The organism is Pseudopedobacter beijingensis (assembly GCF_042678145.1).
GTDB lineage: Bacteria > Bacteroidota > Bacteroidia > Sphingobacteriales > Sphingobacteriaceae > Pseudopedobacter > Pseudopedobacter beijingensis.
This window is the reverse complement of sequence record NZ_JBHUDG010000015.1, coordinates 215,319-238,742: the sequence shown is the minus strand read 5'-3', so window position 1 is coordinate 238,742 and position 23,424 is coordinate 215,319. Positions and strand designations below refer to the sequence as shown.

At 35.3% G+C, this 23,424-nt stretch carries 17 protein-coding genes; 5 read left to right on the top strand and 12 right to left on the bottom strand.

The features are described from left to right. Nucleotides 1-6: 6 nt before the first annotated feature. From ACFSAH_RS10480 to ACFSAH_RS10465, 4 genes are all read right to left on the bottom strand, one after another. Nucleotides 7-1,524: a RagB/SusD family nutrient uptake outer membrane protein gene (locus ACFSAH_RS10480; RefSeq protein ID WP_379662682.1), complete on the bottom strand. Its 1,518-nt coding sequence runs from the start codon at nt 1,522-1,524 to the stop codon at nt 7-9. 20 nt (nt 1,525-1,544) lie between these two features. Then, nucleotides 1,545-4,841, bottom strand: coding sequence for a TonB-dependent receptor (locus ACFSAH_RS10475; protein ID WP_379662681.1), 3,297 nt, complete (start codon nt 4,839-4,841; stop codon nt 1,545-1,547). A 396-nt stretch (nt 4,842-5,237) separates the two neighbouring features. After that, on the bottom strand, nt 5,238-6,335 hold the full coding sequence (locus ACFSAH_RS10470; protein ID WP_379662680.1) for a FecR family protein: 1,098 nt from the start codon (nt 6,333-6,335) through the stop codon (nt 5,238-5,240). 231 nt (nt 6,336-6,566) lie between these two features. Then, nucleotides 6,567-7,169 (bottom strand): RNA polymerase sigma factor, encoded by a 603-nt coding sequence (locus tag ACFSAH_RS10465; RefSeq protein WP_379662679.1) that lies wholly within the window; start codon nt 7,167-7,169, stop codon nt 6,567-6,569. Between the two features lie 442 nt (nt 7,170-7,611). Here ACFSAH_RS10465 and ACFSAH_RS10460 point away from each other — a divergent pair, with 442 nt between their 5' ends. Then, nucleotides 7,612-7,794, top strand: coding sequence for an aldo/keto reductase (locus ACFSAH_RS10460; RefSeq protein WP_379662678.1), 183 nt, complete (start codon nt 7,612-7,614; stop codon nt 7,792-7,794). Nucleotides 7,795-7,894: 100 nt separating this feature from the next. Here the strand turns inward: ACFSAH_RS10460 and ACFSAH_RS10455 are convergent, their stop codons facing one another. The 7 genes from ACFSAH_RS10455 to tgt form a co-directional block, all read right to left on the bottom strand. Further along, nucleotides 7,895-9,793 carry a DUF4139 domain-containing protein gene (locus ACFSAH_RS10455; protein WP_379662677.1) on the bottom strand — a complete coding sequence of 633 codons (1,899 nt, stop codon included), beginning with the start codon at nt 9,791-9,793 and terminating at the stop codon, nt 7,895-7,897. A 222-nt stretch (nt 9,794-10,015) separates the two neighbouring features. Continuing rightward, the gene (locus ACFSAH_RS10450) at nt 10,016-10,759 is read right to left on the bottom strand and encodes a DeoR/GlpR family DNA-binding transcription regulator (protein WP_379662676.1); all 744 of its coding nucleotides are present in this window, start codon (nt 10,757-10,759) and stop codon (nt 10,016-10,018) included. A gap of 74 nt (nt 10,760-10,833) precedes the next feature. Then, complete coding sequence (locus ACFSAH_RS10445; protein ID WP_379662675.1) at nt 10,834-11,118, bottom strand: hypothetical protein; 285 nt, start codon at nt 11,116-11,118, stop codon at nt 10,834-10,836. Nucleotides 11,119-11,173: 55 nt separating this feature from the next. Further along, nucleotides 11,174-14,017, bottom strand: coding sequence for a TolB family protein (locus tag ACFSAH_RS10440; RefSeq protein ID WP_379662674.1), 2,844 nt, complete (start codon nt 14,015-14,017; stop codon nt 11,174-11,176). A gap of 968 nt (nt 14,018-14,985) precedes the next feature. After that, a complete protein-coding gene (locus ACFSAH_RS10435; RefSeq protein ID WP_379662673.1) occupies nt 14,986-15,888 on the bottom strand; it encodes a DMT family transporter in 903 nt (300 codons plus the stop codon). 166 nt (nt 15,889-16,054) lie between these two features. Next, on the bottom strand, nt 16,055-17,149 hold the full coding sequence (locus tag ACFSAH_RS10430; protein WP_379662672.1) for an LptF/LptG family permease: 1,095 nt from the start codon (nt 17,147-17,149) through the stop codon (nt 16,055-16,057). Continuing rightward, the gene (gene tgt, locus ACFSAH_RS10425; RefSeq protein ID WP_379662671.1) at nt 17,149-18,279 is read right to left on the bottom strand and encodes a tRNA guanosine(34) transglycosylase Tgt; all 1,131 of its coding nucleotides are present in this window, start codon (nt 18,277-18,279) and stop codon (nt 17,149-17,151) included. Before tgt ends, ACFSAH_RS10430 begins: the two co-directional genes overlap by 1 nt. A 259-nt stretch (nt 18,280-18,538) precedes the next feature. Here tgt and ACFSAH_RS10420 point away from each other — a divergent pair, with 259 nt between their 5' ends. From ACFSAH_RS10420 to dprA, 4 genes are read left to right on the top strand one after another with little or no spacing between them, the layout of a single operon-like run. Then, nucleotides 18,539-19,660, top strand: a complete 1,122-nt coding sequence (locus tag ACFSAH_RS10420; RefSeq protein ID WP_379662670.1) for a glycosyltransferase — start codon at nt 18,539-18,541, stop codon at nt 19,658-19,660. Then, a complete protein-coding gene (locus ACFSAH_RS10415) occupies nt 19,651-20,262 on the top strand; it encodes an RNA polymerase sigma factor (RefSeq protein ID WP_379662669.1) in 612 nt (203 codons plus the stop codon). Before ACFSAH_RS10420 ends, ACFSAH_RS10415 begins: the two co-directional genes overlap by 10 nt. Continuing rightward, a complete protein-coding gene (gene rsmG / locus ACFSAH_RS10410; RefSeq protein WP_379662729.1) occupies nt 20,252-20,884 on the top strand; it encodes a 16S rRNA (guanine(527)-N(7))-methyltransferase RsmG in 633 nt (210 codons plus the stop codon). The genes ACFSAH_RS10415 and rsmG overlap by 11 nt, the downstream gene beginning before the upstream one ends. A 34-nt stretch (nt 20,885-20,918) precedes the next feature. Next, the gene (gene dprA / locus ACFSAH_RS10405) at nt 20,919-22,016 is read left to right on the top strand and encodes a DNA-processing protein DprA (RefSeq protein ID WP_379662668.1); all 1,098 of its coding nucleotides are present in this window, start codon (nt 20,919-20,921) and stop codon (nt 22,014-22,016) included. A 78-nt stretch (nt 22,017-22,094) separates the two neighbouring features. Here the strand turns inward: dprA and asnA are convergent, their stop codons facing one another. Then, nucleotides 22,095-23,102, bottom strand: coding sequence for an aspartate--ammonia ligase (asnA, locus tag ACFSAH_RS10400; protein WP_379662667.1), 1,008 nt, complete (start codon nt 23,100-23,102; stop codon nt 22,095-22,097). Nucleotides 23,103-23,424: the final 322 nt, after the last annotated feature.

The following is a 23,424-nucleotide window of genomic DNA, read 5'->3' as shown; positions in this document are numbered from 1 at the left end:
TTAAGGTTAGTAATTATTTTGTGTTAATGTACCTGCTGCCGCATCAATTTCTGATTGTGGTATGGGAAGATACTTTTTTGCCACTGTCCATGTGTTTGTCCTATACAAACCATCGGGTTTTAAGTAATTAGGGGCGTAGCCCGAGCGAACAAGGTCCCAATAACGTTTGCCTTCTCCAATAAATTCCAGTCTCCGTTCCTTAATGATGTTTTCGACAGAAGGAGAAATATTATCAAGATTAGCTCTCTTACGTACTTTTTCGAGATAGGTTTGTGGACTTCCCAATCCGGAGGCACCACGCGCTAATAGTTCTGCTGCATTTAACAGTGTTTCTGCGTATCGGTAAACCCGAAAGTTATTGTTGTAATTGAGGTCACCATCAGCTGAATGGTTAGCATTTCCATTTTTTCGGGCCATATACTTTCTTAAAAAATAGCCTTGATCCTGATATCTTGGTTCATATTTAGCGCCTGTTTGAGCACTATAAGTGGCAAAATTAAGGATACCTCCATCACGTCGTTCGTCTTTGGCCTCATATAGCTCATAAGTGCTGGCCTTTACGGGTTCAAATCCCCATCCTCCATCATATTCGGGACTGCCTGATAAATTATAAAGGCCAATGAGCTTTGGATAAACAGATCCGCCTGAAGACAATGGATTGTTCCAGGAACGAGTACCATTGCGACTGAAATAGTTGATTTCGAAAATAGATTCTTGCGACCATTCACCGTCTTCTTCCCATATTTTTGAAAAATCATCCATCAAATCGTATTGCTCAGATTTGATGATCAGTTCCATATACTGAAGAGCTTTATTGAATCGGCTCTCGTCATTCTTGTACATGACAACTTCCGCATACAGCATATAAGCCATGGCTAAGGATACACGTCCTTCTTGTCCGCTGGGCACTTTCATAGGTAATCCTCCGGTGCTAATAGCATCTTCCAAGGTAGTCACAATGCCTTGATATACTTCATCAGCTGTATTTTGATCTTTGATGTAGGGATATGTTAAATTAGCCTCATAATAAGGGATATTCCCCCATAGCTTCCAAAGCCATGTATAATAAAAAGATCTTAGTACCTTGGCTTCTGCAAGGTATAACGCTTTTGATTTTTCGGGGATATTTTGTACGTTATCCATATATTGCAAGACAATATTAGAGCGGTTTATACCTGAATAGAAAGCCGTCCATAAATCACTAACTACTGATGTAGGAAGAGCTTCGTAATTAGACATCCTGTGAAGATAGATACAGTCATTGGCATCTGAACCTCCAACATATACATCATCGGCCATTACATCTGAAACCAATCCCAGATGTGTATATTGTCCCCATCCATAGTCGAACCATTGTAGGGGATCATAAGCGGCTACCAGAGCTTCAAAAATTCTGCTTTCGGTAGTGTAGTATTCGCCTACGTACAGTTTGTCTGGCGACTCAAGGTTAAGAAAATCTTTAGAGCAAGAGCTGGGTATAAGAACAGCACAAATTGCTATGGTTATATAAAATAGTCGTTTCATGTTTTTCCGTTTTTATTTGTTTAAAAGGATATGTTTAAACCAAAAGAATAGGTTCTTGCTTGCGGATATATACCTCTGTCTATACCAAGAGAAGTTCCACCTGAAGAAATTTCAGGGTCTAAACCTTCATATTTGGTGAGCGTTAACAGATTTTCTGCAGAGGCGAATATTCTAAGGTTTGAAACGAAGTATTTACGGGTTAAATGATTGGGAAGGCTATATCCTAAAACTAAATTCTTGAGTCTCATATAAGAGCCGTCTTTAACAAATAGGCTTGATGAAAGCCAGTTTCCATTTTCATCTGTAAAGGAAAACCGAGGGATTGTGTTAGATGTTCCTTCGCCAGTCCATCTATTAAGCATATAACTAGGAAGGTTAATATAAGATATATCGGTTCTACGGGTGGCATCATAAATGTCGTTGCCTATAGTTCCTTGAAGCATAAAGCTGAGGTCAAAACCTTTCCACGTAATATTGGTGTTAAATCCAAATGTCCAGTCTGGATTTCCATTACCAATAATGGTACGATCATCGTCCGAAATTTTGCCATCTCCGTTAATATCAATAAACCTAACATCACCTGGTACTGCTTTAGGTTGTATTACTTTTCCTTCTTTATTGACATAGTTATTTATCTCATCCCAATTCTGGAAAATTCCGTTAGCCTGATAACCGTAAAAGTATGGAAAAGGATATCCGTTTTCTGCCCGACTGATTGTCCCCACATTCTGATAATAGTCATAATTTGAAAAACCTTCTTCATTTCCTAGCCTCAGCATCTTATTCTTGATGTAGGAAGCATTGGCGCCTAATCTAAAACCCCATTTTCCAGTATTAAATCGATAGGTTGTTTCAAACTCTACTCCCTTATTATCCATTTCACCCACATTACCTATGGGCTTTGCTTCGCCAACATATGAAGGAATAGACATAGTCATTAACATACCATTGGTTTTTTTATAAAAATAATCTACGGTAAAGTTTAATGCATTGTGGAAAAAACCAAAGTCTAATCCTACGTCTGTTTGCACAGATTCTTCCCATTTTAGGTCAGGGTTTGCTAGGCCGCTGGGTTTTGTGCCTGTATATAATACCCCGTCACCTTTACCAAAAGGATAGTTGTTTCCAGAAGAGGTTAAGGCTATGTATCTAAAAGCTCCTATACTTTCGTTACCATTTTTACCCCAGGATGTTCTTAGTTTTAGAAAAGATAACCAATCAGGCCGTTCATCCATAAACTGTTCATTTGTTATGTTCCAGCCGGCAGATAGTGAAGGGAAAATAGCATATCGGTTGTTGGTGCCGAAATTAGAAGAGCCATCCCTACGTATAGTGGCCTGAAATATATAACGTTCATTAAAGTTGTAGCTAATTCTCGAAAATAAAGAAGCTAATGTGTGAGGATTAAAAGCTCCGCCATATACACTTTGATCTCCATTGGCAGCGGTACCTGTTGCAAAATTGATATTAGCTTTGTTTCCATTTTCTTCAATTAAATCGCGATTTGCTCCACCAATATTACGACCTGTTGTCTTTTTGGCTGATTGACCTATAAGCACTTGAATATTGTGTTTGTCTAAAAAGCTTTTTTCGTAGGACAATACATTTTCTAATTGCCATACAATTGAACGGTTCATACTAGACCATACGCTGGAGTGATCGGCATATCTGGACTGCCCTAGATAATACTTAGGAGTCCATCCATCATTTCCCCAAAATGCCAAATCTGTACCAAAGGATGATTTGATTTTTAGATTATCCCATAGACCTAATTCTGCCCAGAAATTAGAAATAAATTTATCTGAATTTCCTTTTTCTCCTGGTAGTGCTAGTTGTGCTAAAGGATTGGTTATTTCATTATAATCGGAACCTGCAATAGTGTAAACCTGACCTGTCTTGGGGTCTTTTACAGCGTATGGGTGTTGGGCCAAGGCAGCGTCCGGATTTTCCTCATAAGCACCTAAAAGGGGAGAAAACACAATTGCACTGCCTAGTGGTGAACCATATTCTGAATTGGTAGCAATTCCGATTGATTTAGTACGGGCGTAGGACACATTCACTCCCAAAGTGAATTTATTCAGGTAATTACGTTCTTTGTTGTCTAATAAATAAAATAATGTATTAGAACGAAGAGTCATTCTATTGTAGTTAGACCTATCCCAGTTTCCTCCAACAATACCTTCCTGATCAAAATAACCGGCAGAAATAAAATAGTTTACTTTTTCATTGGCTCCACTAACGCTTAGCTGATGATTTGAAACCGGTGCATTTTTGTTAAATACTAAATCTTGCCAATCTGTACCATTACCATAGGAATAAGGATCGGGATAACGAATATTTTGTCCGGAGTTTAGTAGGCCTTCATTCATAATAATGGCATACTCTGTGGCATTCAGTACATCTCTTTTTTTCCAGGGGTTTTGATATCCCATTGAAAAGTTATAGTTAACCTGTGTTTTTCCAACAGTTCCATTTTTAGTGGTAACCAAAATCACGCCGTTAGCAGCTCTTGCCCCATAAACAGCTCCCGAAGCAGCATCCTTAAGTACTTCAATCGAGCTTATATCGCTGGGATTCAGATAGTCTATCCCGCCCTCTATCGGCATTCCATCTATGATATATAAAGGGTCACTATTATTAATTGTCCCAATACCCCGGATTCTGACTTTAGAACCTTCACCTGGTTGTCCAGAAGATTGTGTTACAATGATACCGGATGCAAGTCCTTTTAATACGTTGTCAACCCGCACAGGAGCGGTGTTTTTGATGTCATCAGCAGATACACGTGAAATGGCTGCCGTTACTACACTTTTCTTTTGAGTACCATAGCCAATGACTACTATTTCGTCTAAACGACTTTCCATCACTTTCAGTACAATCGAAATATCTGTCTTTTCTTCTATGGATACCTCCTGGGTTATATGTCCTACTAGACGAAATATCAATATATTACCAGGGGTAGGAGAGACGATGGTGTATGAGCCATCCTGATCGGTATTTGTCCCTATAGTGGTACCTTTTATTAAGACTGCGACACCGGCAAGCGGCTCTCCTTTTTCGTCAGTAACACGCCCCCTAATTAGGTTTCCCTGTTCTGACTTTAAGGGTTGTTTTAAGTTTTGAGATGGTAATAGTGCTTTGTATGTAATGGCTATTGATTTACCTCTTACCTGATATTGTAATGGCTGCCCTTCGAACAGAACATCCAATGCTTCTGCTACCGTTTTGTCTTTCATTTGGATAGAGATAGACCGTATGTCCGTTAAATCCTTCTCGTCATATATGAAGGTATAGCCGGACTGTTTACTAATTTCCATTAGTATCTTCTTTAGCTGCACATTATGTTGATCAATGCTAATACGTTGTGCATGAATATTGCCAAAGGAGACCATAATGGAGATAAATAATAGAGTTACGGTCAATTTCATGATCAAATAAGCTTGTGAAAAATTCAAATATTTGCTATCATATTTAAGGTTACTTATGTTCATTTCTTTGCTGATAAGCAAATGCATTCCAGAGAAAAATATACAATGACCCTATCTAAGTAGATTGGTATTTTGTAGTATAATTCTTAAGTTTGCCTTGCGGGGTTTATAACTTTTGTTTAATACTCGAATATTTTGTTCGAAAAAAGTTACTCGGTACAAACTGTCGGGGAGCTCGACCTCCTCGATAGTCCTTTTCTACCAAATAACAGGCTATTTACTTTACTACATTGCCGTAACCCTCCTTCCTTCTATTTTAAATTTTACACCTGTTTTTAGTGTGATAGCCTGTAATACTTCAGAAAGCTTGGCATCACGGGGGATAATAGCAGATAAGTGCTTATTACCCTGTTGTTGAATATCTATTTTTACATCATACCAACGCTCAATTTTTTTGGTGTACTGAAGTAATGGTTCATTGCTAATGATATATAAGCCATCTTTCCATGATGATATTTCTTCTGTATCAACTTGTTTAACAACTATAACTTCTGAGTCCGTAACAATAGATTGCTGGCCTGGCTTTAAAACTACTTTATTGTGGAATTTGTTATCGGTTACCCGAAGACTACCTTCCGTTAGTGTGGTTAGTATTTGTCCATTGTCTTTATAGGTGTTAACATTAAAGCTTGTTCCCAGTACTTCAATCTCCTGGTCTTTTGTATGAAGTATAAAAGGATGTTTAGGGTCTTTGGCTACTTCAAAATAAACTTCACCAGTGATACTAACTCTACGTTCTTTGTCTCTAAATGAAGTAGGGTAGCGGATGGAAGATAAAGCATTCAGCCAGGCCTTGGTGCCGTCAGGTAGTGTGATTTGATATTGACCGGCTACAGGTGTAGATAATGTAGCCATTTTAATATCTTCTATTTGTCTAACCGTAGTGCCATCTGGATATATGATAGAAGTATCTGTGGTAACCAGACCTTTTTGTAAACTACTCAAAGAAATATCTTCTTCTCCCTCCAGTGAAAGGGTAGCTCTATCACCTCCTGGTAAAATGTCGTGATTTATAATAGTTATATCAGTATTTATATTGTTTGTAGCTATTCTATTCCATAATATACCTATCGTTAAAAATATTAGTATAACCGCTGCTACCGTAGCAATGCGTTTTATATGAAGGGATTTTCGTTGTGGTATATTAGATAATCTTTGTTCTAATACAGATAAGTCTGTTATGATTTCTTCATCTTTTAACAGATAATTGTTGTCCTGTATCGCTAAATACCACTCCTCAATCAGGGCTTTTTCCTGTTCATTACATTCTCCTTCCAAATATTTTTTTAAAAGAGCTTTTGCTCTGAAATGATGGTTTTCCATTGTAATTGGTCTTGTTGTATGTATATGACGGACAACTATCAACCATGGGGGGTAAATAGAAAAAATATTTTCCTTTATAAAAGATCAATAAGAAATCGGGATTGATATATTGGGTAGTTATAAAAATTGAAATGTCCTTAAGTTTTTGACAGAATTGTATATTCTATAGAAGAAGATTAGGGGGTATACAAGTAGAGTCTCTTAAATAATAAGGAAACGTGAAATAGATATTTACTTTGATAAGAAATTAAAAAAGTTGATAGCGGATAAAAGCAATATCCAAGGAAAAGCACTTAATCGCATGCGTAATACTTTTAAAGAGTCTTTAATATAGCTGCGGACGCTTTGTTCAGATAAATTAAGTTTTTTTGAAATTTCTTTATGGCTAAGATAATGCACCCGGCTGAGCTCAAAAACTTCTCTCACTCGGGGAGAAAGACTGCTCAATACTTTTTCAATTTGTTCTTTAAGCATTTTTTCCCTAAGCATGTAATCTGTGTCAGATCGCTCTGCTTTCATGTGTACAACAAAAGAATCTAAGTAATGAGATTTAGATTGTTCTTTAGAAATATGATCTAAAATTCTGTTACGCGTACTTGCATACAAGTATGAAGACAGCTTGCCATTAATTTTTAATGTTTCTTTTTTTTGCCAGATATTAGCAAATAAATCATGTACGATATCTTTGGCAGTTTCCCGATCTCTCAATTTTTGATAAACATGCAGATAAAGTACTCTATAATGTTTTTGATAGAGGATATGGAAAGCCTTTTTATCTCCCTGCTGTAAGTTTTTTAATAGCTCATTGTCATCTGTGGTTAACGAGATTTCCATTAGGCTTATAAGGTTTATGCTAAGTCTAAGGTAATAAAAATAAATAAATCGCAAAAAAATAAATAATAATGATTAGCCACTCCATGCAGTGCTTGTTTTTAGGTAGATCAAAATAATGTAATTTGTTAAATTTAAATTCTTTTCAATAAGTAAAGACCCAAAAAGTAAGACCAGTTATTTGTAAGTTTTTCACATTAAACTTTAAAGCTTCTTTAAAGCATCTCCAAGGGAGCTTCTAACGAAAGATGAACGAAGGATGGAATGGCGTTTCTTTTGCTTGATTATAAGAGTGTTGAGTGGCAGTGCTAGTTTAAGAGTTTATTTTTGTATTGCAAAATGTATACGAAATAAAATAGTATTGTTCATGAAAAAATATGGAAACGTTGTCTGTTTAAAAAAGTGATGCTGGGTTAAGTATTTTAATAATCGTGGTTTTGCTATTTTGGATGAAACAGCAAAAAAGCATCAAACTCAACCAGCCACCATTGCTTTAGCATGGCTGTTACAAAGACCAAGTGTTGCTGCCCCTATAGTAAGCGCCACTTCTGTACAACAATTGGAAAGTATAATAGAAGCACCTTCGGTGGTTTTGGATGCTGAAGACGTTAGAAAGTTGGATGTTTAAAATATTTTGAATTCGGGAAATTCTAGTTTGTTGTTCATCGTTGTCCGCTTATCGTATAACGATGAACGGACAACGATTGACAACAATCCCGGTTGGTTATTTATTCCAGATTAATAATGCTGTTACGTGGAGACCTAACATTGTATTTAATCTTTAATTTCTCTTCTGTTTGAGGTTTAAGATTAAGCTTCCATAATAATTTACCATTGTTTTCATCATACTTTGCATTAGATATATCCTGTCTTTCAACCGTAATATCATTATTGGTTGCTATAGGCAAATGATCTTCAACAAGCAGATTTATCGGTACGTTTTTATTATTCCTGATATTGATGATAAAACTTCTGGTTTCTTTTTTATTGCTACCCAGGAATTGGGTTTCCTTAAAATTCTTTTCTTTTTCTCTGGTGATGACGATGTTTTTGTCTATTCCCAAAGAAATATTTAAGGTGTCTGATGTATTAGAAGTGTTTATTAATGTTTTCCCCAGATAAGTGCCATCGTAAAATATGCTGGCTTCTCCTGTAATCAGATTTAAGTCTTTCAAATCGCTTAAATTAGCCATTAAATATACATTGTTATTAAGTTTGGGTACAGCGTAATACTCGTAATCACTAGCGACATCGTAGCTGGCAATATCTACAGCCGAATTTTTTCCATCGCTTAAAATAGTGTAGCTGTTTACAATGTTAAAGGAAATGTTGGTGGGCTGTTCTACGGTTTCTACCTCAATGGTATTTACAGGAGGAGCGGCTTTAGTAGTTGTGTTAAGTGTACTGACTCCGGCTAATCTTCCACTTAATGCAGTTTCGGCCTTCGCTTTGCCGTAACCTACTACCACAGTTTCGTTTAAAGCCATTTGGGTAGGTTGCAATACAATATTGTGTGTTTCTCTGCTCACAATTACTTCTCTGGTGTCGAACCCGATATAAGATACCACTAATCTGTTAGAAGAATTACTGTTAGGTAATTGCAGATTGTAATTTCCAGATCCATCTGTAGAAGTGCCTAAAGAACTGTTTTTTACCCGGATGGAAACTCCTGCTAAAGGCTGGCCTTCGTTATCGGTTATTTTTCCGGAAACGGTACTTATGGTATTGTTTTGAAAATTAAAACCATAACCTTGATTTACATATCCTAACTCATATTTCCGAAGGCTTGGGATTTGGTTGTCCACATTTGGATTGCCTGTAGATAAAGTCAGTTTTACATTTTTCCAGTCTTCGCCTGAGTTTTGAGAAACATTGGCTTTGTAAACCAGGTTTACCTTAGAGGTGACGTTTTTAGCTCTTAAATCATAAAATGGGTACCAGCCTGCATTTTTTACCAGATAGCTGATGGAAAAGCTTCCTTTGGTGATGCTGTTTGAAGAAACCTTAACGGCAATATCTGTACTTGTTGTGTTGGTGATGCCGTTATTCTCTATAAACTGTCGTTTAGCAAGAGCCATTTCATCATTTAACTTTTTGATGTTATGGTTTAAGGAAGTTTGTTTAGCTTTATTAGCCTTTAACCTTTCGTTCTGAAAATCTAAAGCCTGTTTAAGTTTTAGCACATCAAAACTGGTGTTACCATTCATAACCGTTTGATTCTTCAGTATCATTTGTTCTTCGGCTTTAGAAACCTCCAGTTCGTTGTTAAGAGCCGTGAGTTTCTCCTGATATTCGTCCATTTTTTCCTGGAAAGCTTTGTCAGGAGAACCGGTTTCTTTGTTTTTTAAAAAATTCAACTGTCTGGATACGGACAATATGGTGAAATTACCAGCTCCTTTAACCTGAATACTTTTTTCGTCAATATCTGGTGACACACCATTAAATACGATATAGTTTACGCCTTTAGGGATTTCTATCGATGCAGCGTTGCGGGTAACTTGCGCACCGCTTAAAAAGACAGTAACTTCCTGGATAGTGGAAGTGGCTTTAATTTTACCTTCTTCCTGTCCCATAGCTGTAAAGGATACCAGGGATAGGGCGATGAATGCTTTTAGGTATTGTTTCATAATATGAAGCTTTTTGTTTTTTATTTCAGTTTAATGATATGATGCAGGTTTTAGGAGAATTCCATAAAGGAAAGTATAAAAGTTCTGTATATGTATTTAGAAGAGCTTTTAAAATTAACTAAAAAATGTTTTTAGGATGAAACATCAATCTTTCTATATAAAACCTGGTTAGAGAGACTGATGTTTTGTAGTTAATGCTTTTGAGGAATAGAAGATACGTGACTAAATAACCTTAATTTTTTCAGTATATCTCGCTAAAAGTCTGTCTGTAGGATTTAAATCAGTAATTAAATAATCAAGAGCGTTTAAATCGCATACTTTTAGTTTTTGTGCAGAATTCAGTTTTTCGGCAATACAAACAATTGCTGTTTTTTGAGCAGAACGAAGCATAGCTTTTTTGGCTTGCACAACTTCCCAGTCAGAATCTGTAAGGCCATCATCAATAGAAATGCTGTTAGCACCCTGTATACATAAATCAACTTTTATATCAGCCAATTGGCTAATGGTTAAAGAGCCGGTATTAATATGAGCACTTTTAGAAAGCTGTCCACCTAATAAAATTACGTTTACTTTTTGCTTCTCTGCTAATTCCAGAGCAACCAATGGGCTAATGGTAAATATGGTGCATGAAAGATTATCTGGAAACATTCTGGCTAATTCAATCATAGTTGTTCCTCCGCTAACTAATAAAACCATATCATTTTGAACCAGGTTTAGTGTTTTTCTGGAAATCTCCTTTTTTGAATCTTTAGCGTAAGTGTTGTTTTCCTGAAATGGGTATTGGAAAGATTTAGATAATGCTCCACCATGTACTTTTAGTATTTTTCCGGCTTCCGCAAGTTCATTAAGATCTCTTCTGATGGTGTCTTCGGAAACATTCAATTGAATGCTCAAATCAGAAGATAGCACCTTGTTATGAAGATTAATCTGCTTGATGATATGATTTTGACGTTCTTCTTTAAGCATTTTCTAAGCTGTAGTGGTTATTTAGATTTGGTAAATTTATCTATAAAATCAATAAAAGTCCATTTCAATAAAAATTAGTTAATATAATCTTTGTCTTCGTCGCTTAAAGTAGGTTTGTTTTCTGTTATTTGTCCAGAATTAGTATCTTCTGTTGCGGTATCGTTATCGATGTTCTTTTTTGGTCTGCCTATAATCAACCCAATCAGGAAACCTGCAAAAGTTAAGGTCAGCATCATGATCAATTTAGAAACATACATTTCTTTCCATAACACTTTGAAGAGCACTTCGTCCTGATTCTGCATCAGGATAATGGTTATTATGGCAGTTACGGCTATAATAAAAAAGGTTTTGAATTTCATATCTCTATGTTTTTGTTTAGCAAAACTCTGTTTGCCTAAAGATTGTTTGTTCTTGTTAATAATTAAAAGTCAATCCTATCTCTACTATTGGCTTTTGAGAATTATTTCCCTGAGCCGGAATGATAAATTTACTATCTAATGCAAAATTAGGCAAATAATAACGAAGAAGATTCATGTCCATTCCAAATGTGAGACCAAAACTCTTAAAATTACCCGCCTGCTCCAAATTTTCAAAATCAGTAAAAGCTCCTCCTCTTAACCTTTTAACATAAGCTAAGGGGCCAATTTCCCAATCAGGATAGGCTAGAGGAAGCTTGTAATCCAATAATAGCGTATTATTTAGCTTGCCTATGGGTAATAAATGAGTATAGCCTCTTGCTCTGGGGATATTGGCATTATAAGCGAAACTACCGGATGAGTGCTGATAATTATACCGAACCTGTAAGCTGTGATTTTCCAGTAAACCTGGTAAGAAGCCAGCAGTTTTCAGGTAAAAGAACTCTCCGTTTACTTTCTTGTCAAAAGGATAGTGTTGGTAGTTTACGGCAAAACTAGCGGCGTATCTAGGTGCAAGATCTCTTTGTGACCTGAGTGTTGAGAAGGAACCATACCATTGGTATTGCATTGGAAAAACAAAATTTTGTTTAAAGTTTTGTAGGGCAATGGATGGATTAGAACGGGTAGAATAACTGGTATTGACCACATAACTGGTTTTTATGAATTTATTATTCCAGTTTTTTTGAAATGGAATTTCGATTTGAAGACTTGTTTTGTTTTCCCTCCAATAAAAAGGAATCCATATAGGGTTTGTTTGGTTACCTCCTTTGGCATAAGAGATATTTTCTTTATTGCTGACACCGAATGAAAATATAGGGTAATATTTTTTGTAGTTAAGCTGGGCATCAAATTCATTTGAGTTTAAGCTGGTATTGTAAGCATAGCCAATAGTTGTAGAGAGTGTATTCAATTTGTTGTCAGAAACCATATTGAAACCGATTCTGCTTTGGTTGTCATCTTCGAAAACAGGTCTTAAACTGTGAAAGTAAAACAAATGGGTAAGGTCTCTGTATTTTTTTACAGGGTAATTTACTTCTGGAATATGACTTAATACGTCGTGAGAGTTTTCCTGTGTTTTAAGCGAGTTTAGATAGGGGTGTGTATCTTTAGTGGTTTTTGTTTCGAACGTTGCTTCTGAAGGTGTTATTTTGCTTGTGGAGATGTTGAAGCCATCAGCTTGGTAGTCGTTAAATAAAATCTCGTCTTTATTAGTGGTTAGGTTAGCATTGTAACCTCCAAAAGAAGCATAAGTTATTTTTTTTCTTTGTTGAGTATTGAAGTCAAAATAGAAAATATTCTCTATGCCATCGTAATGTGCTTTATATAAAATACCATTGTTCCAGAAAACAGGTCGGGCTAGTAACTGTCTTTCTTCTTTAAAAATTTTTTGGTGTTTTTTGGTGTGAACATCATAAACCAAAAAAGTTTTACCCATATTGTTCACAGCAGTTACCACAATTTTTTCTCCATCTTCCCTATACCGCGGAGTTTGTAGGGTGTAACCTTCTTCATTAGGTAAAACAGAAATCGTATTTCCGGTACGGCTGTCTATTTCTTTAAGGTTAAAACTTCCGTTTTTATCTACAGCTACAAAAACGATCTTTTTTCCATCCGGAGATAATGAAGGAGAAAAACTTCGCGTGTTTTTGGTTAATGTTTTTTTGGTCTTAGTGTAAAAATCATAGATACATACCTCACTAAAGTTTTGTTTGGAGTATCTTTTGTCATAGCGGAACTCATCCCAGGTTAGCATCTGGTTGGCATAGTGGAAATGGCTTTCTAGTTGCGGGCCAATGCTGACTATTTTTTTTTCTTTGTGATTGTTTATAGTTATGATTTGAGTAGGGGTAGATAGAGCTGTTTTGAGGCATAAAATATCTCCATTTTCAGTTTGAATAGGTAATAGATAATTTGATGGTTTTTTTGAAGAGATGTTATTGATAGGAGTATAGTTTCTATGTTCCGTTTTTGATAACTGATCTTGCCAAAAAGAGTCAATTTCCATAGTGGTTTTTTTATATAATTGATGCGTTCCATAACCTCCGAATTTTTTAATAGAAGAACTGAAGTTGTAAGGTCTTAAAGGAAACTTTGCAATCCTGTTTAAACTTTGGTCCAGAATTTCTGATCCGAAATCTTTTCTCAGTTTGCTAGTCATGAAGTAGCCCAATGTATAATAATCCGGGGTGAAGTTTTTGTAAGAGCCTAAGTAGTTTTTAGAATAAGAATAGTTGCGTCCCGAAAGCAGGTTGGCTCTTAGGTTAAGATCAAATGAAGGTTGTCTGCCGCGGCCTGCTTGCGTTAGCAAGGTTTCGGTGATAACAGCATCTCCTTCGAAAAACCATGGTGGAAGGTTTATGCCGAAAAGGGCCAATTTTAGTTCTTCGAAAAGTGGAGCCTCTAAGTGAGGGATTACTTTGTCGAACTGAACGACATGTCTTAGTTCGTGTATAATTAAACTCTTAAGCCAATCTTGAAAATCAAATTCTTGTGATGGGATAGTGTATAATTCTGATCTTCTTGGTGCGGTTTGTACAAAGCCATTTGCTTCTACTGTTTTGCTTTGCAGGATAATACTGATTGGGCGAGGGGAGTGGTTTAGCGAGTAGCTTACCTGGTTAATTACATGTTCCAGTGTATTGGCTACAATTTGTGCTTTTTTTTCTTCCTCGCTCGGAAAGATGATTTGGAAGTGGGGAGTGTTTATTTGATTGAATTTTACACTAGGAGGGTTTTGCCCACCGTCAAAAAATTGACCGTAAGCAGTATGTGAAGCTATAGTTAATGTTGAATATAATTTTAATCTGATTATAAGTGATTTATAATTATTTTTTAACTGCATTATATATTTTTACTAATATTTTTAGTTTTTATATCTTTCTGTTCTTTGTTTTAGTTGAATTTTTTATTCATATTCAAATATATAAAAAATTGATTTATAAATATTTATTATTTAATATATTTTTCATTTTTATTTTGTTTGTTGTTGTTTTTGATGTGTTTTTATGAGGTTTTAGATTTTAATTCTGTTTTGGATTATTGGATGAATAATAAATGTTTTTTGTACACTAACTTTTAATGAATCCTTGCTTTTAAATTCTGATTGTTTCGTTAATGTGATGGTCGTTTGGTTGAGCTTATTTAAAAAATTAATGAATGAACACGGTTTTAAAGAAATAAAAAACGGTAATTTTTTTTGTTCTTTGAACGTTTTTTAGAGTAGAATTCTGATATTTTAAAATGTTGTTTTTTTAAGTCTTTTTAAATTTTGATAGTGTATTGTATTTTGTTTTATATTGTTATAATTATGCTTTATGTGTTTTAGTTAGTGTATTTTTTGTTTTTAAATTTAAGAATATGAAAAGGTTGTTCTTGTCTAGGGGATACCTGTGTTCTCTTTACTTGTTTTGAGTTGAGGGGGCGGGGCAGTATGGATAAAGGAGGAGAAGTTTTAGTACTTGTTCAATTGTTCTGGTTTTAGGTTTGTTTTAAGTTTTTAAAGGGGTCGAGAGGTGGAGGATTTGACTGAGTGTTATATTTTTTAAAGAATATATGAAGATGGTTTTTAAGAGAAAATAAGATGATGGTAAAGGTGTCTTTTTAATTGAAAAAAAGAGGAGTTAAAGTAGAGGGGTTTGATGAGCTGAGATAATTTTGCGAGGGTTGGTTAAGAGCTTTTTTGAAGTCTTGTAAGAATGAGTGTATTGGTTTGATATCCTATAGCTATTAATTAATAGGATAGTAAAAAAGTCTCTGTGTAGGAGACTTTTTTTAGGAATATATAGTGCGTTTTATCTGATGATTTAGTGCTTAATATAGAGGTGTTCTTTTGCTTAATTTACGTTTTTCAATTTTGCTTTTTATGATAGGATACATAAAAACAGTTCCTAAAATAATACTTGCTCCTGTATAAAAACCAGATGTCATTTGTTCTGTTTTTCCGAAGATAATAAGTGCGAGAACAATCCCGTAAATAGGTTCCAGGTTGGTGACCAATGCTACTCTAAAAGCGGTAAGTTCTTTCATTACTCCTACGCCCAATACATATGCAAAAGAAGTGCATACTGTGCTTAAGAGCATTAAGTAGGCAAAGTCCTTAGTGTTAAGTTTTAGTCCGCTGTTGAATCCTCCGCTAAGAAGAAGGTATAACGAAATCCAAAAGAAAGCGCCAGACATTTCGTAGAATGTAATGACGGTTGCGCTGTTTTTTTTGATTAATTTAGAGTTAATAATAGAGAAAATACTGGCGCAAAAAGCACTTGAAATACCCATTAAAATTCCAATTTTATACTGTGTTTCAAATTTAAAAATCATGTAAACACCTAAAATAATCAGCATTCCTATGCAGATTTCAAGGAAAGAGATGGATTTGGCTTTAAATAAAGGCTCCAGAAGCGCTGTAAATAAAGTAAGGGAAGAAAGACATACAATTCCTACGGATACGGTAGAAGCCTTAATAGAGCCAAAAAATAAGATCCAGTGTAGTCCTACTATTCCGCCAGTGATAAATATTCTGATAAATTCATCTTTAGGAATTCTGAAATTTACCCCTTTAATTTTAAAATATAGGTAGAGTGTAATAGCTGCAATGCCTACTCTGTACCATACTAAATGTACTTCGTTAATAGAGATTAATGCACCTAAAATTCCTGTGAATCCCCATATCAGTACTGTGAAATGCAGGATGAGTACGTTGCTTATCTTTAGCTTCATGTGTGTATAAGAAAATGTAAATATCTGAAACTTATATGAGATGGAACTACCGGAATAACATAGAATTGTATGTTGTTCCGGTAATTATTTTGTTAGAATTTATCGCACAAACGTAAGTTGTGCTACTTCATTCCTTAGTTAAACGGCTCTGGATTTAATAGAATTTCTATTTAGGAGCTTTAATTACTAAATAGATACCTAGGCAAGCAAATAAAGTGTTCGGGATTAATACGGCTATGATAGGAGGTAATCCGCCCTTAAGTGCAAAAACGTTAGCAAATTGTATAAATAGGATATAGGTGAAACTTAATAAGATTCCGAGTCCTAATGGAAGCCCTACGCCCCCTCTTACTTTTCTGGAAGAAAGCGCTACGCCAATAAGTGTTAAAATATAGGTGGAAAAAGGGTAGGTCCAGCGTTTGTATTTCTCTAATTCAAGGTTCACCATGACCCCAGATCCTCTTATTTTCTCCTTTTCAATCTTCTCATTCAGCTCCCAGTAATTCATAGCCGAGTAAATATTGTCTCTGATATCAAAATCTATCGGCTTCATGTCAAGTGTAGTATCTTTGCTGATACCATTTTCCATGCGTTCCTTAAGTCCATCCACATACCTTACAGTATAATTCTCTATTTTCCATTTGTGGCTTACAGAATCCCAGGAGATACGGTCTGCCATTAGTTTTTCCTTTAGATCTTTTTTGTCAAATAATTCCAGAGAGAATTTGTAGCCAGATTTGCGTATATTATCAAAGGACTCCATATATATATAAGTATTAGAGTCTAGTTGTAAATGTACATTGCTTCTGGAGGTGTCTTTTATCTTAGTATAGGTATTCTCAAAGTTGATCATTAACCTATTGGTTTCAGGTATAATAAACAAGTTAAAAGCAATATTGAATACGAAAATAACCGTAGAGGCAATAAAATAAGGCCTTAGGAATCTGTTGAAACTTGCTCCACTGGTTAAAATAGGAACAATCTCTGTTTGGTCGGCCATTTTAGCCGTAAAGAAAATAACAGATATGAAGTTGATCAGTGGATTTAAAAAGTTGAGATAAAACGGTACAAAGCCAGCGTAGTATTGGAACACTACTTGATTAAACGTAGCCTTGCTTTTTAAAAAGTCATCCAGCTTCTCAGATATATCAAAAACAACCGAAATAACCGTAAAAAGGGCCATTGTAAATATAAATGTGCCCAGGTATTTTTTGATGATGTACCAGTCTATTAACTTGATGTATCTGTTTAGAAATTTCATTAAAGCCTTTGTCCTAACACTTTAACCATTTTGTTTTTCCATTCGTAAAACTCGCCTGATATAATTTTCTCTCTGGCTTCTTTTACTAACCAAAGATAAAAATGTAAGTTGTGTAAAGAAGCAATTTGTGCACCTAAAATTTCTTTAGAATGAATAAGGTGTCTTAAATAGGCTTTAGAATACACTAAATCAGAATAAAGGTCACTATCAGGATCTATGGGCGAGAAGTCGTCTTTCCACTTTTCGTTTTTAATATTGATAATTCCATTTCTGGTAAATAACATTCCATTTCTTGCATTCCTGGTAGGCATAACGCAATCAAACATGTCAATTCCCAAAGCAATATTTTCTAAAATATTGATAGGAGTACCTACCCCCATTAAATATCTTGGTTTTTCGTAGGGTAATATATCGCAAACAACCTCCGTCATGGCATACATTTCCTCTGCCGGCTCGCCTACAGAAAGTCCTCCAATAGCATTCCCCTCCCGGTTTTGTTCTGCAATAAACTCTGCCGATTTCTTGCGAAGATCTTTATAGACAGAGCCTTGTACGATGGGGAATAAAGTTTGTGAGTAGCCATATTTAGATTCAGTATTATCAAACCTGTCAATACATCTTTTTAGCCAGCGATGGGTCATGTCCAGCGACTTTCTAGCGTAATTATAATCGCAGGGATAAGGTGTACATTCATCAAAAGCCATAATAATATCGGCTCCTATAGTTCTCTGGGTATCCATCACATTTTCTGGGGTAAACAAATGTTTAGAGCCATCAATGTGTGATCTGAAGGTTACACCTTCTTCTTTAATTTTACGTACTTCGGTAAGAGAATATACCTGATACCCGCCACTGTCCGTTAATATTGGACGTTCCCAACCGTTAAATTTATGTAATCCACCAGCTTTTTCAATAACATCTAAACCTGGTCTTAAGTATAAATGGTAAGTATTGCCTAAGATAATCTGAGCCTTGATGTCATCGCGGAGCTCTCTCTGGTGAACAGATTTTACAGTTCCGGCAGTGCCAACCGGCATAAATATAGGGGTTTGTATAGTTCCGTGGTCGGTTGCTATTTCTCCCGCCCGGGCCTTTGACAATTTATCCTGCGCAGCTAGCTTAAATTTCATTCAGTTAATTCTAAAGATGGCAAAAATAGTAAAATTTAGTGCAGAATTATGGTTTTAACCTGTAAATAAGTAGATATAGATTACATACTTAATTTTGGTGAAAGCCTAATGAAGAGAGTAACAAGCGCCTGTTTTAGAATGAATATTTACGATATAATAAATAAAATACAACTAAAAAGCCGAAAATATCTATTATTACTGCTACATAATTTGTTTTCTTGTATAATTTATGAAATTTGCACTCTTAAACATTACTTAATTGGAAGCTTATATAGAATACGTTATACTTATATTCTTACTGGTTTTTTTCTGTCTTCAGCTCTATTATTTATTAGGAGTACAAAGAAAATTGGCGGTATATCACCCGAAAGAAAAGACAATCAATCCTAATTTTAAAGCTTCGGTGATTATATGTGCCCGTAACGAGGCAGCTAATTTAAAAGAAAACCTTCCGTTTATTTTTGAACAAAAAGGAATAGATTTTGAAGTTGTAGTGGTGAATGATTGTTCTTCTGATACTTCAGACGAAATTTTGAGAGCTTTTAAAGCAGAATATAACAATTTGAAGATAGTAACTAAAGATGAACATCCTTTATTTAAGACAGGAAAGAAATTTGCAGTAACCCTTGGGATAAAGGCCTCCTCTAATGAAGTATTGGTTTTTACCGATGCAGATTGTAAACCCGAAACAAACCAGTGGCTGGCAACAATTTGCTCTAATTATGAGGATACCAATACAGAAATAGTTTTAGGATACTCGCCTTATAAGAGATCCAAAGGACTTTTAAACCTTTTAATCAGGTACGAAACATTTCAGACAGCATTAAACTATTTTTCCTTTGCTATTAAAGGTATGCCGTATATGGGGGTAGGACGAAATCTTTCCTATAAAAAATCGTTATTTTTTAGGGGGAAGGGATTTGCCTCTCATATGCATATCCAATCAGGAGATGATGATTTGTTTGTTAACCAGAATGCAAACGAATATAATACGGCAATAGAGATCAGACCAGAATCAAATGTATGGACCGAAGCTAAAACTACGTGGAAAGCTTATTGGATGCAAAAATTAAGACATTTTGGGGCGGGAAAAGCTTATAAGAAATCACATAAATTACAATTAACCTTACAAGCTCTATCTTCTATAGGCTTTTATGCCTTTGTTTTGTTAGGTGCATTGTTAACTCATTATTGGCCTTATGTATTGGCCGCTTTTGTTTTAAGGTTTTTAATCCAAAGTTTCGTTTTTTATAAATCATTTATTATTTTACGGTACAAAGATTTGATTTGGTGGTTGCTTTTTATTGATCCTTTGTATTATTTATTTTTAGTGATAATTAGTGTGAGGAGACTTTTTAGGAAGAAACAAGTATGGAAATAAATCCAAATTTTTCGGAAAATGCCAAGAATGATTATCATTTAGTGCTTAGCGCAAGAGAGGGTAGTCAGAAAGCCTATGCAGAATTAATGCATAGATATAAAGACTCCATCTATTTTATGGTGCTGAAAATGGTTAACAATAAGGATGATGCCATGGATTTAACAGTGTCAACATTTGCCAAGGCATTTGAGAATTTGGAAAAATATAAACCAGATTTTGCGTTTAGTACTTGGCTTTTTAGAATAGCGACTAATAGTAGTATAGATTTTATACGAAAAAAGAGAATAGTAACAACGTCTATTGACAATGTAGGAACAGATGAAGGGGAAGATCAGGTATTTCATATAAAAAGTGAAGATCTTAATCCCGAAGAATCCTCCATAAGAAAGCAACAGGCAGAACAATTAAAGGATATAGTAAGTAGGTTGCCAGACAGGTACCGTACGTTGGTAGTTTTAAGGTATTTTGATGAACTGTCTTATGAAGAGATATCAGAACACCTGATGCTGCCCTTAGGGACTGTAAAAGCACAATTGTTTAGAGCCCGGGATTTATTATCTAACATATTAAATAAAAGAAAGAAAATTGGAAGTGACCTCTGAAATAATCTATAGATATTTTCCAGATTTAACAGCTGAACAAAAACAACAGTTTGATCAGCTTTTTAGTTTATACGACCTCTGGAATTCGCAGATTAATGTAATCAGTAGAAAAGATATTGATTTGCTTTACGAGCGTCATATCTTACATTCACTGGGTATTGCAAAAGTGTGCACATTTAAGCCAGGTCAGCATATTATGGATGTAGGTACCGGAGGGGGATTTCCGGGAATACCTTTGGCTATATTATATCCTCAAACGCAATTTCATCTGGTAGATTCCATAGGGAAAAAGATAAAAGTAGTTAATGAGATAGCTAAAGCTATTGGACTTAAAAATTTAAAAGCTACGCATAGCCGAGCCGAGCAAGTAAACGAAAAGTTTGATTTTATAGTTTCCAGAGCAGTTACACAACTGAAAGATTTCTATCCGTGGATACGAGGTAAATTTAAGAAGGATTCTATATCCAGTCTTAAAAACGGGGTGCTGTATTTGAAAGGAGGAGATTTAGAAGAAGAACTTAAACAGTCAAATTTGAAAAACATAGCTCTTTATCCATTAAAAGATTATTTTGAGCAAGAGTTTTTCGAAACCAAGTATGTAGTTTACATTCCGGCGCAATAGCTTCATAAGATAATGCAACCAATTATAAACCAATATGATGCTGTACGAAATAGCCCTGACTTTTATAAAGGGTATAGGAGATGTGACCATCCGATCACTTCTGTCCCATTTTGGTAGTGCAGAAGAGATTTTTAAAGCCAATAAACACTCCCTGATGAAAATTCCGGGAATTGGAGAAAAAACAGCCCGGTCAATACTAGATCATCAAGCTTTTGATAGAGCAGAAGAAGAGCTTAAATTTATCGAACGCTATAAAATACAACCCTTATTTATAGGTCATAAAGACTATCCAAAACGTTTGTTAAATTGTGACGATGCCCCATTTATGTTATATTATAAAGGGAATGCAGACCTAAATAAGAAAAAAGTGCTTGCCGTAGTAGGAACCAGAAATGCAACCCCTTATGGTATACAGTTTTGTGATACACTAATTGAAGGATTGAAATCTCACGATATGCTGGTGGTAAGTGGATTGGCTTACGGGATAGATATTGCGTCGCATAAAGCGGCTTTAGCTCATGGATTACCTACAATAGGTATTTTAGGGCATGGTTTAGATAGAATTTATCCTGCACTGCACAGGAAAACTGCAGAAAAAATGCTAGAACAGGGAGGTTTGTTGACAGAATTCCCATCTGCATCTAATCCGGAAAGAGCAAATTTTCCAAAGCGAAATAGAATAATAGCAGGTATGGCTGATGCTGTAATTGTGGTAGAAGCAACCAGAACAGGCGGAGCATTAATTACCGCTGAAATAGCAAATACCTATAATAAAGATGTATTTGCGGTACCTGGAAGAGTAGATGATGAGTTTTCCGAAGGATGTAATTTTCTGATTAAAACCAATAGGGCAAGTGTTTTAACCAGACCAGAAGATATAGAATATATTATGGGATGGTTTGAGGTAGATAAGAAAACAGTAGCCAATAATCAATTGAAGATGCCTCTTAACCTAACTGCGGACGAACAAAAAATAGTAGCGCTGATTATGGAAAATGATCAAATGGGTATAGATGAGATTCAGTTTTCATTAAACCTATCGCAAAGTAAAGTAGCCTTTACCCTGCTCAATTTAGAAATGAATGGTGTTTTAATAAGTTTGCCCGGTAAAAGATACAGGTTAAACGCTTAAAAGAACAAAGGCTGTAAAAAATAAAGAAACCCTTACTTTTACAGCCTTTGCAGTAAAGTTTATTTTATATTCAGGATATTATAGTAATTCTATTCCCTGAGATGCTAGTCTTTCAATCTCTTCTTCGGCCCAGATACTAACCTGTACTTCGCCAATATGTGCTTTTTTAAGCATAAACATGCAGACGCGAGACTGACCTATTCCGCCTCCAATACATTCAGGAAGTTGTCCGTCAAGTAACATTTTGTGAAAAGACAGTTGAGCCCTTTCAGTACTGTCTCTTAGTTCTAATTGTTTGGCTAGTGCCGCTCTATCAACTCTTATTCCCATGGAAGAAAGTTCGAAAGCACATTTCAAGATAGGGTGCCATACCAAAATATCTCCGTTTAATCCGTAAGAACCTTCTTCGTTAAGTGTGCTCCAGTCATCATAATCAGGGGCCCTTCCGTCATGAGGTTCGCCATTGCTTAATTTTCCGCCAATACCATATAAGAATACAGCTCCATATTCTTTAGCTATGGCATTCTCGCGTTCTTTCGGCGTCAAATCAGGATATTTATCCAATAACTCCTGAGAAGAAATAAATTTGATGTTTTCAGGTAATATCGCCTTTACTTCCGGATAAGTTTGCTCAACAAATTTCTCGGTGTATTTTAAAGCGTCGTATATCTTAGAAACAGTTTGCTTTAAGTATTCCAGGTTTCTTTGAGAAGGATCAATTCTTTTTTCCCAATCCCACTGATCTACATATATAGAATGGATATGAGTATAGTCTTCGTCAGGACGTAAGGCTCTCATGTCCGTCAATATCCCAGAGTTTAGGTCAATTTCAAGCTGTTTTAGTCTCAATCTCTTCCATTTAGCCAAAGAATGTACTACAACTGCTCTTTGCTCTCCCAATGCTTTTACAGGAAATGCAACCGGGCGTTCGATACCATTTAAGTCGTCATTAATACCTGTGCCGTCTAATACAGCAATAGGAGAAGATACAGGTATGAGGTTGAGCTGACTAATAAGTTGGTTTCTTAACGTCTCTTTTACAAGAGTAATTGCAACTTCTGTTTTTAACATCTTTTGAAAGTTCATTATAATGTTTTTTATATCTCTATTAAAAGGCGATTCCAAGAAATCTCTCTTTTAATTTTTGCTATTTCGTTTTTGAAAAATTAAAATTAGCTCCCTCGAATATATATCGAATTTTTAATATATCTGCTATACTTTGGTAAAATTAACAATAAAAATGATGTTTTATTGTTTTTTTACTTTGTTTAGCTTCCTTTTTAGGAAAGCTAAAAGGCATATAATTAGTAAGTTATAAAAAACTTGACCACTATGCTCTCGTTTCTGTTTAATTTACCAAGGTAAAATCAGTCAAAAATGAGTGTATTTTATATTTAAAATTCAGATG

Bases quoted from the DNA above. Each gene is read 5' to 3' on its own strand.
- ACFSAH_RS10435 (WP_379662673.1), bottom strand. From the start codon at position 15,888: ATGAAGCTAAAGATAAGCAACGTACTCATCCTGCATTTCACAGTACTG.
- ACFSAH_RS10480 (WP_379662682.1), bottom strand. From the start codon at position 1,524: ATGAAACGACTATTTTATATAACCATAGCAATTTGTGCTGTTCTTATA.
- ACFSAH_RS10475 (WP_379662681.1), bottom strand. From the start codon at position 4,841: ATGGAAATTAGTAAACAGTCCGGCTATACCTTCATATATGACGAGAAG.
- ACFSAH_RS10415 (WP_379662669.1), top strand. From the start codon at position 19,651: ATGGAAATAAATCCAAATTTTTCGGAAAATGCCAAGAATGATTATCAT.
- ACFSAH_RS10450 (WP_379662676.1), bottom strand. From the start codon at position 10,759: ATGCTTAAAGAAGAACGTCAAAATCATATCATCAAGCAGATTAATCTT.
- ACFSAH_RS10440 (WP_379662674.1), bottom strand. From the start codon at position 14,017: ATGCAGTTAAAAAATAATTATAAATCACTTATAATCAGATTAAAATTA.
- ACFSAH_RS10430 (WP_379662672.1), bottom strand. From the start codon at position 17,149: ATGAAATTTCTAAACAGATACATCAAGTTAATAGACTGGTACATCATC.
- ACFSAH_RS10445 (WP_379662675.1), bottom strand. From the start codon at position 11,118: ATGAAATTCAAAACCTTTTTTATTATAGCCGTAACTGCCATAATAACC.
- ACFSAH_RS10470 (WP_379662680.1), bottom strand. From the start codon at position 6,335: ATGGAAAACCATCATTTCAGAGCAAAAGCTCTTTTAAAAAAATATTTG.
- asnA (WP_379662667.1), bottom strand. From the start codon at position 23,102: ATGAACTTTCAAAAGATGTTAAAAACAGAAGTTGCAATTACTCTTGTA.
- tgt (WP_379662671.1), bottom strand. From the start codon at position 18,279: ATGAAATTTAAGCTAGCTGCGCAGGATAAATTGTCAAAGGCCCGGGCG.
- ACFSAH_RS10465 (WP_379662679.1), bottom strand. From the start codon at position 7,169: ATGGAAATCTCGTTAACCACAGATGACAATGAGCTATTAAAAAACTTA.
- ACFSAH_RS10455 (WP_379662677.1), bottom strand. From the start codon at position 9,793: ATGAAACAATACCTAAAAGCATTCATCGCCCTATCCCTGGTATCCTTT.
- dprA (WP_379662668.1), top strand. From the start codon at position 20,919: ATGATGCTGTACGAAATAGCCCTGACTTTTATAAAGGGTATAGGAGAT.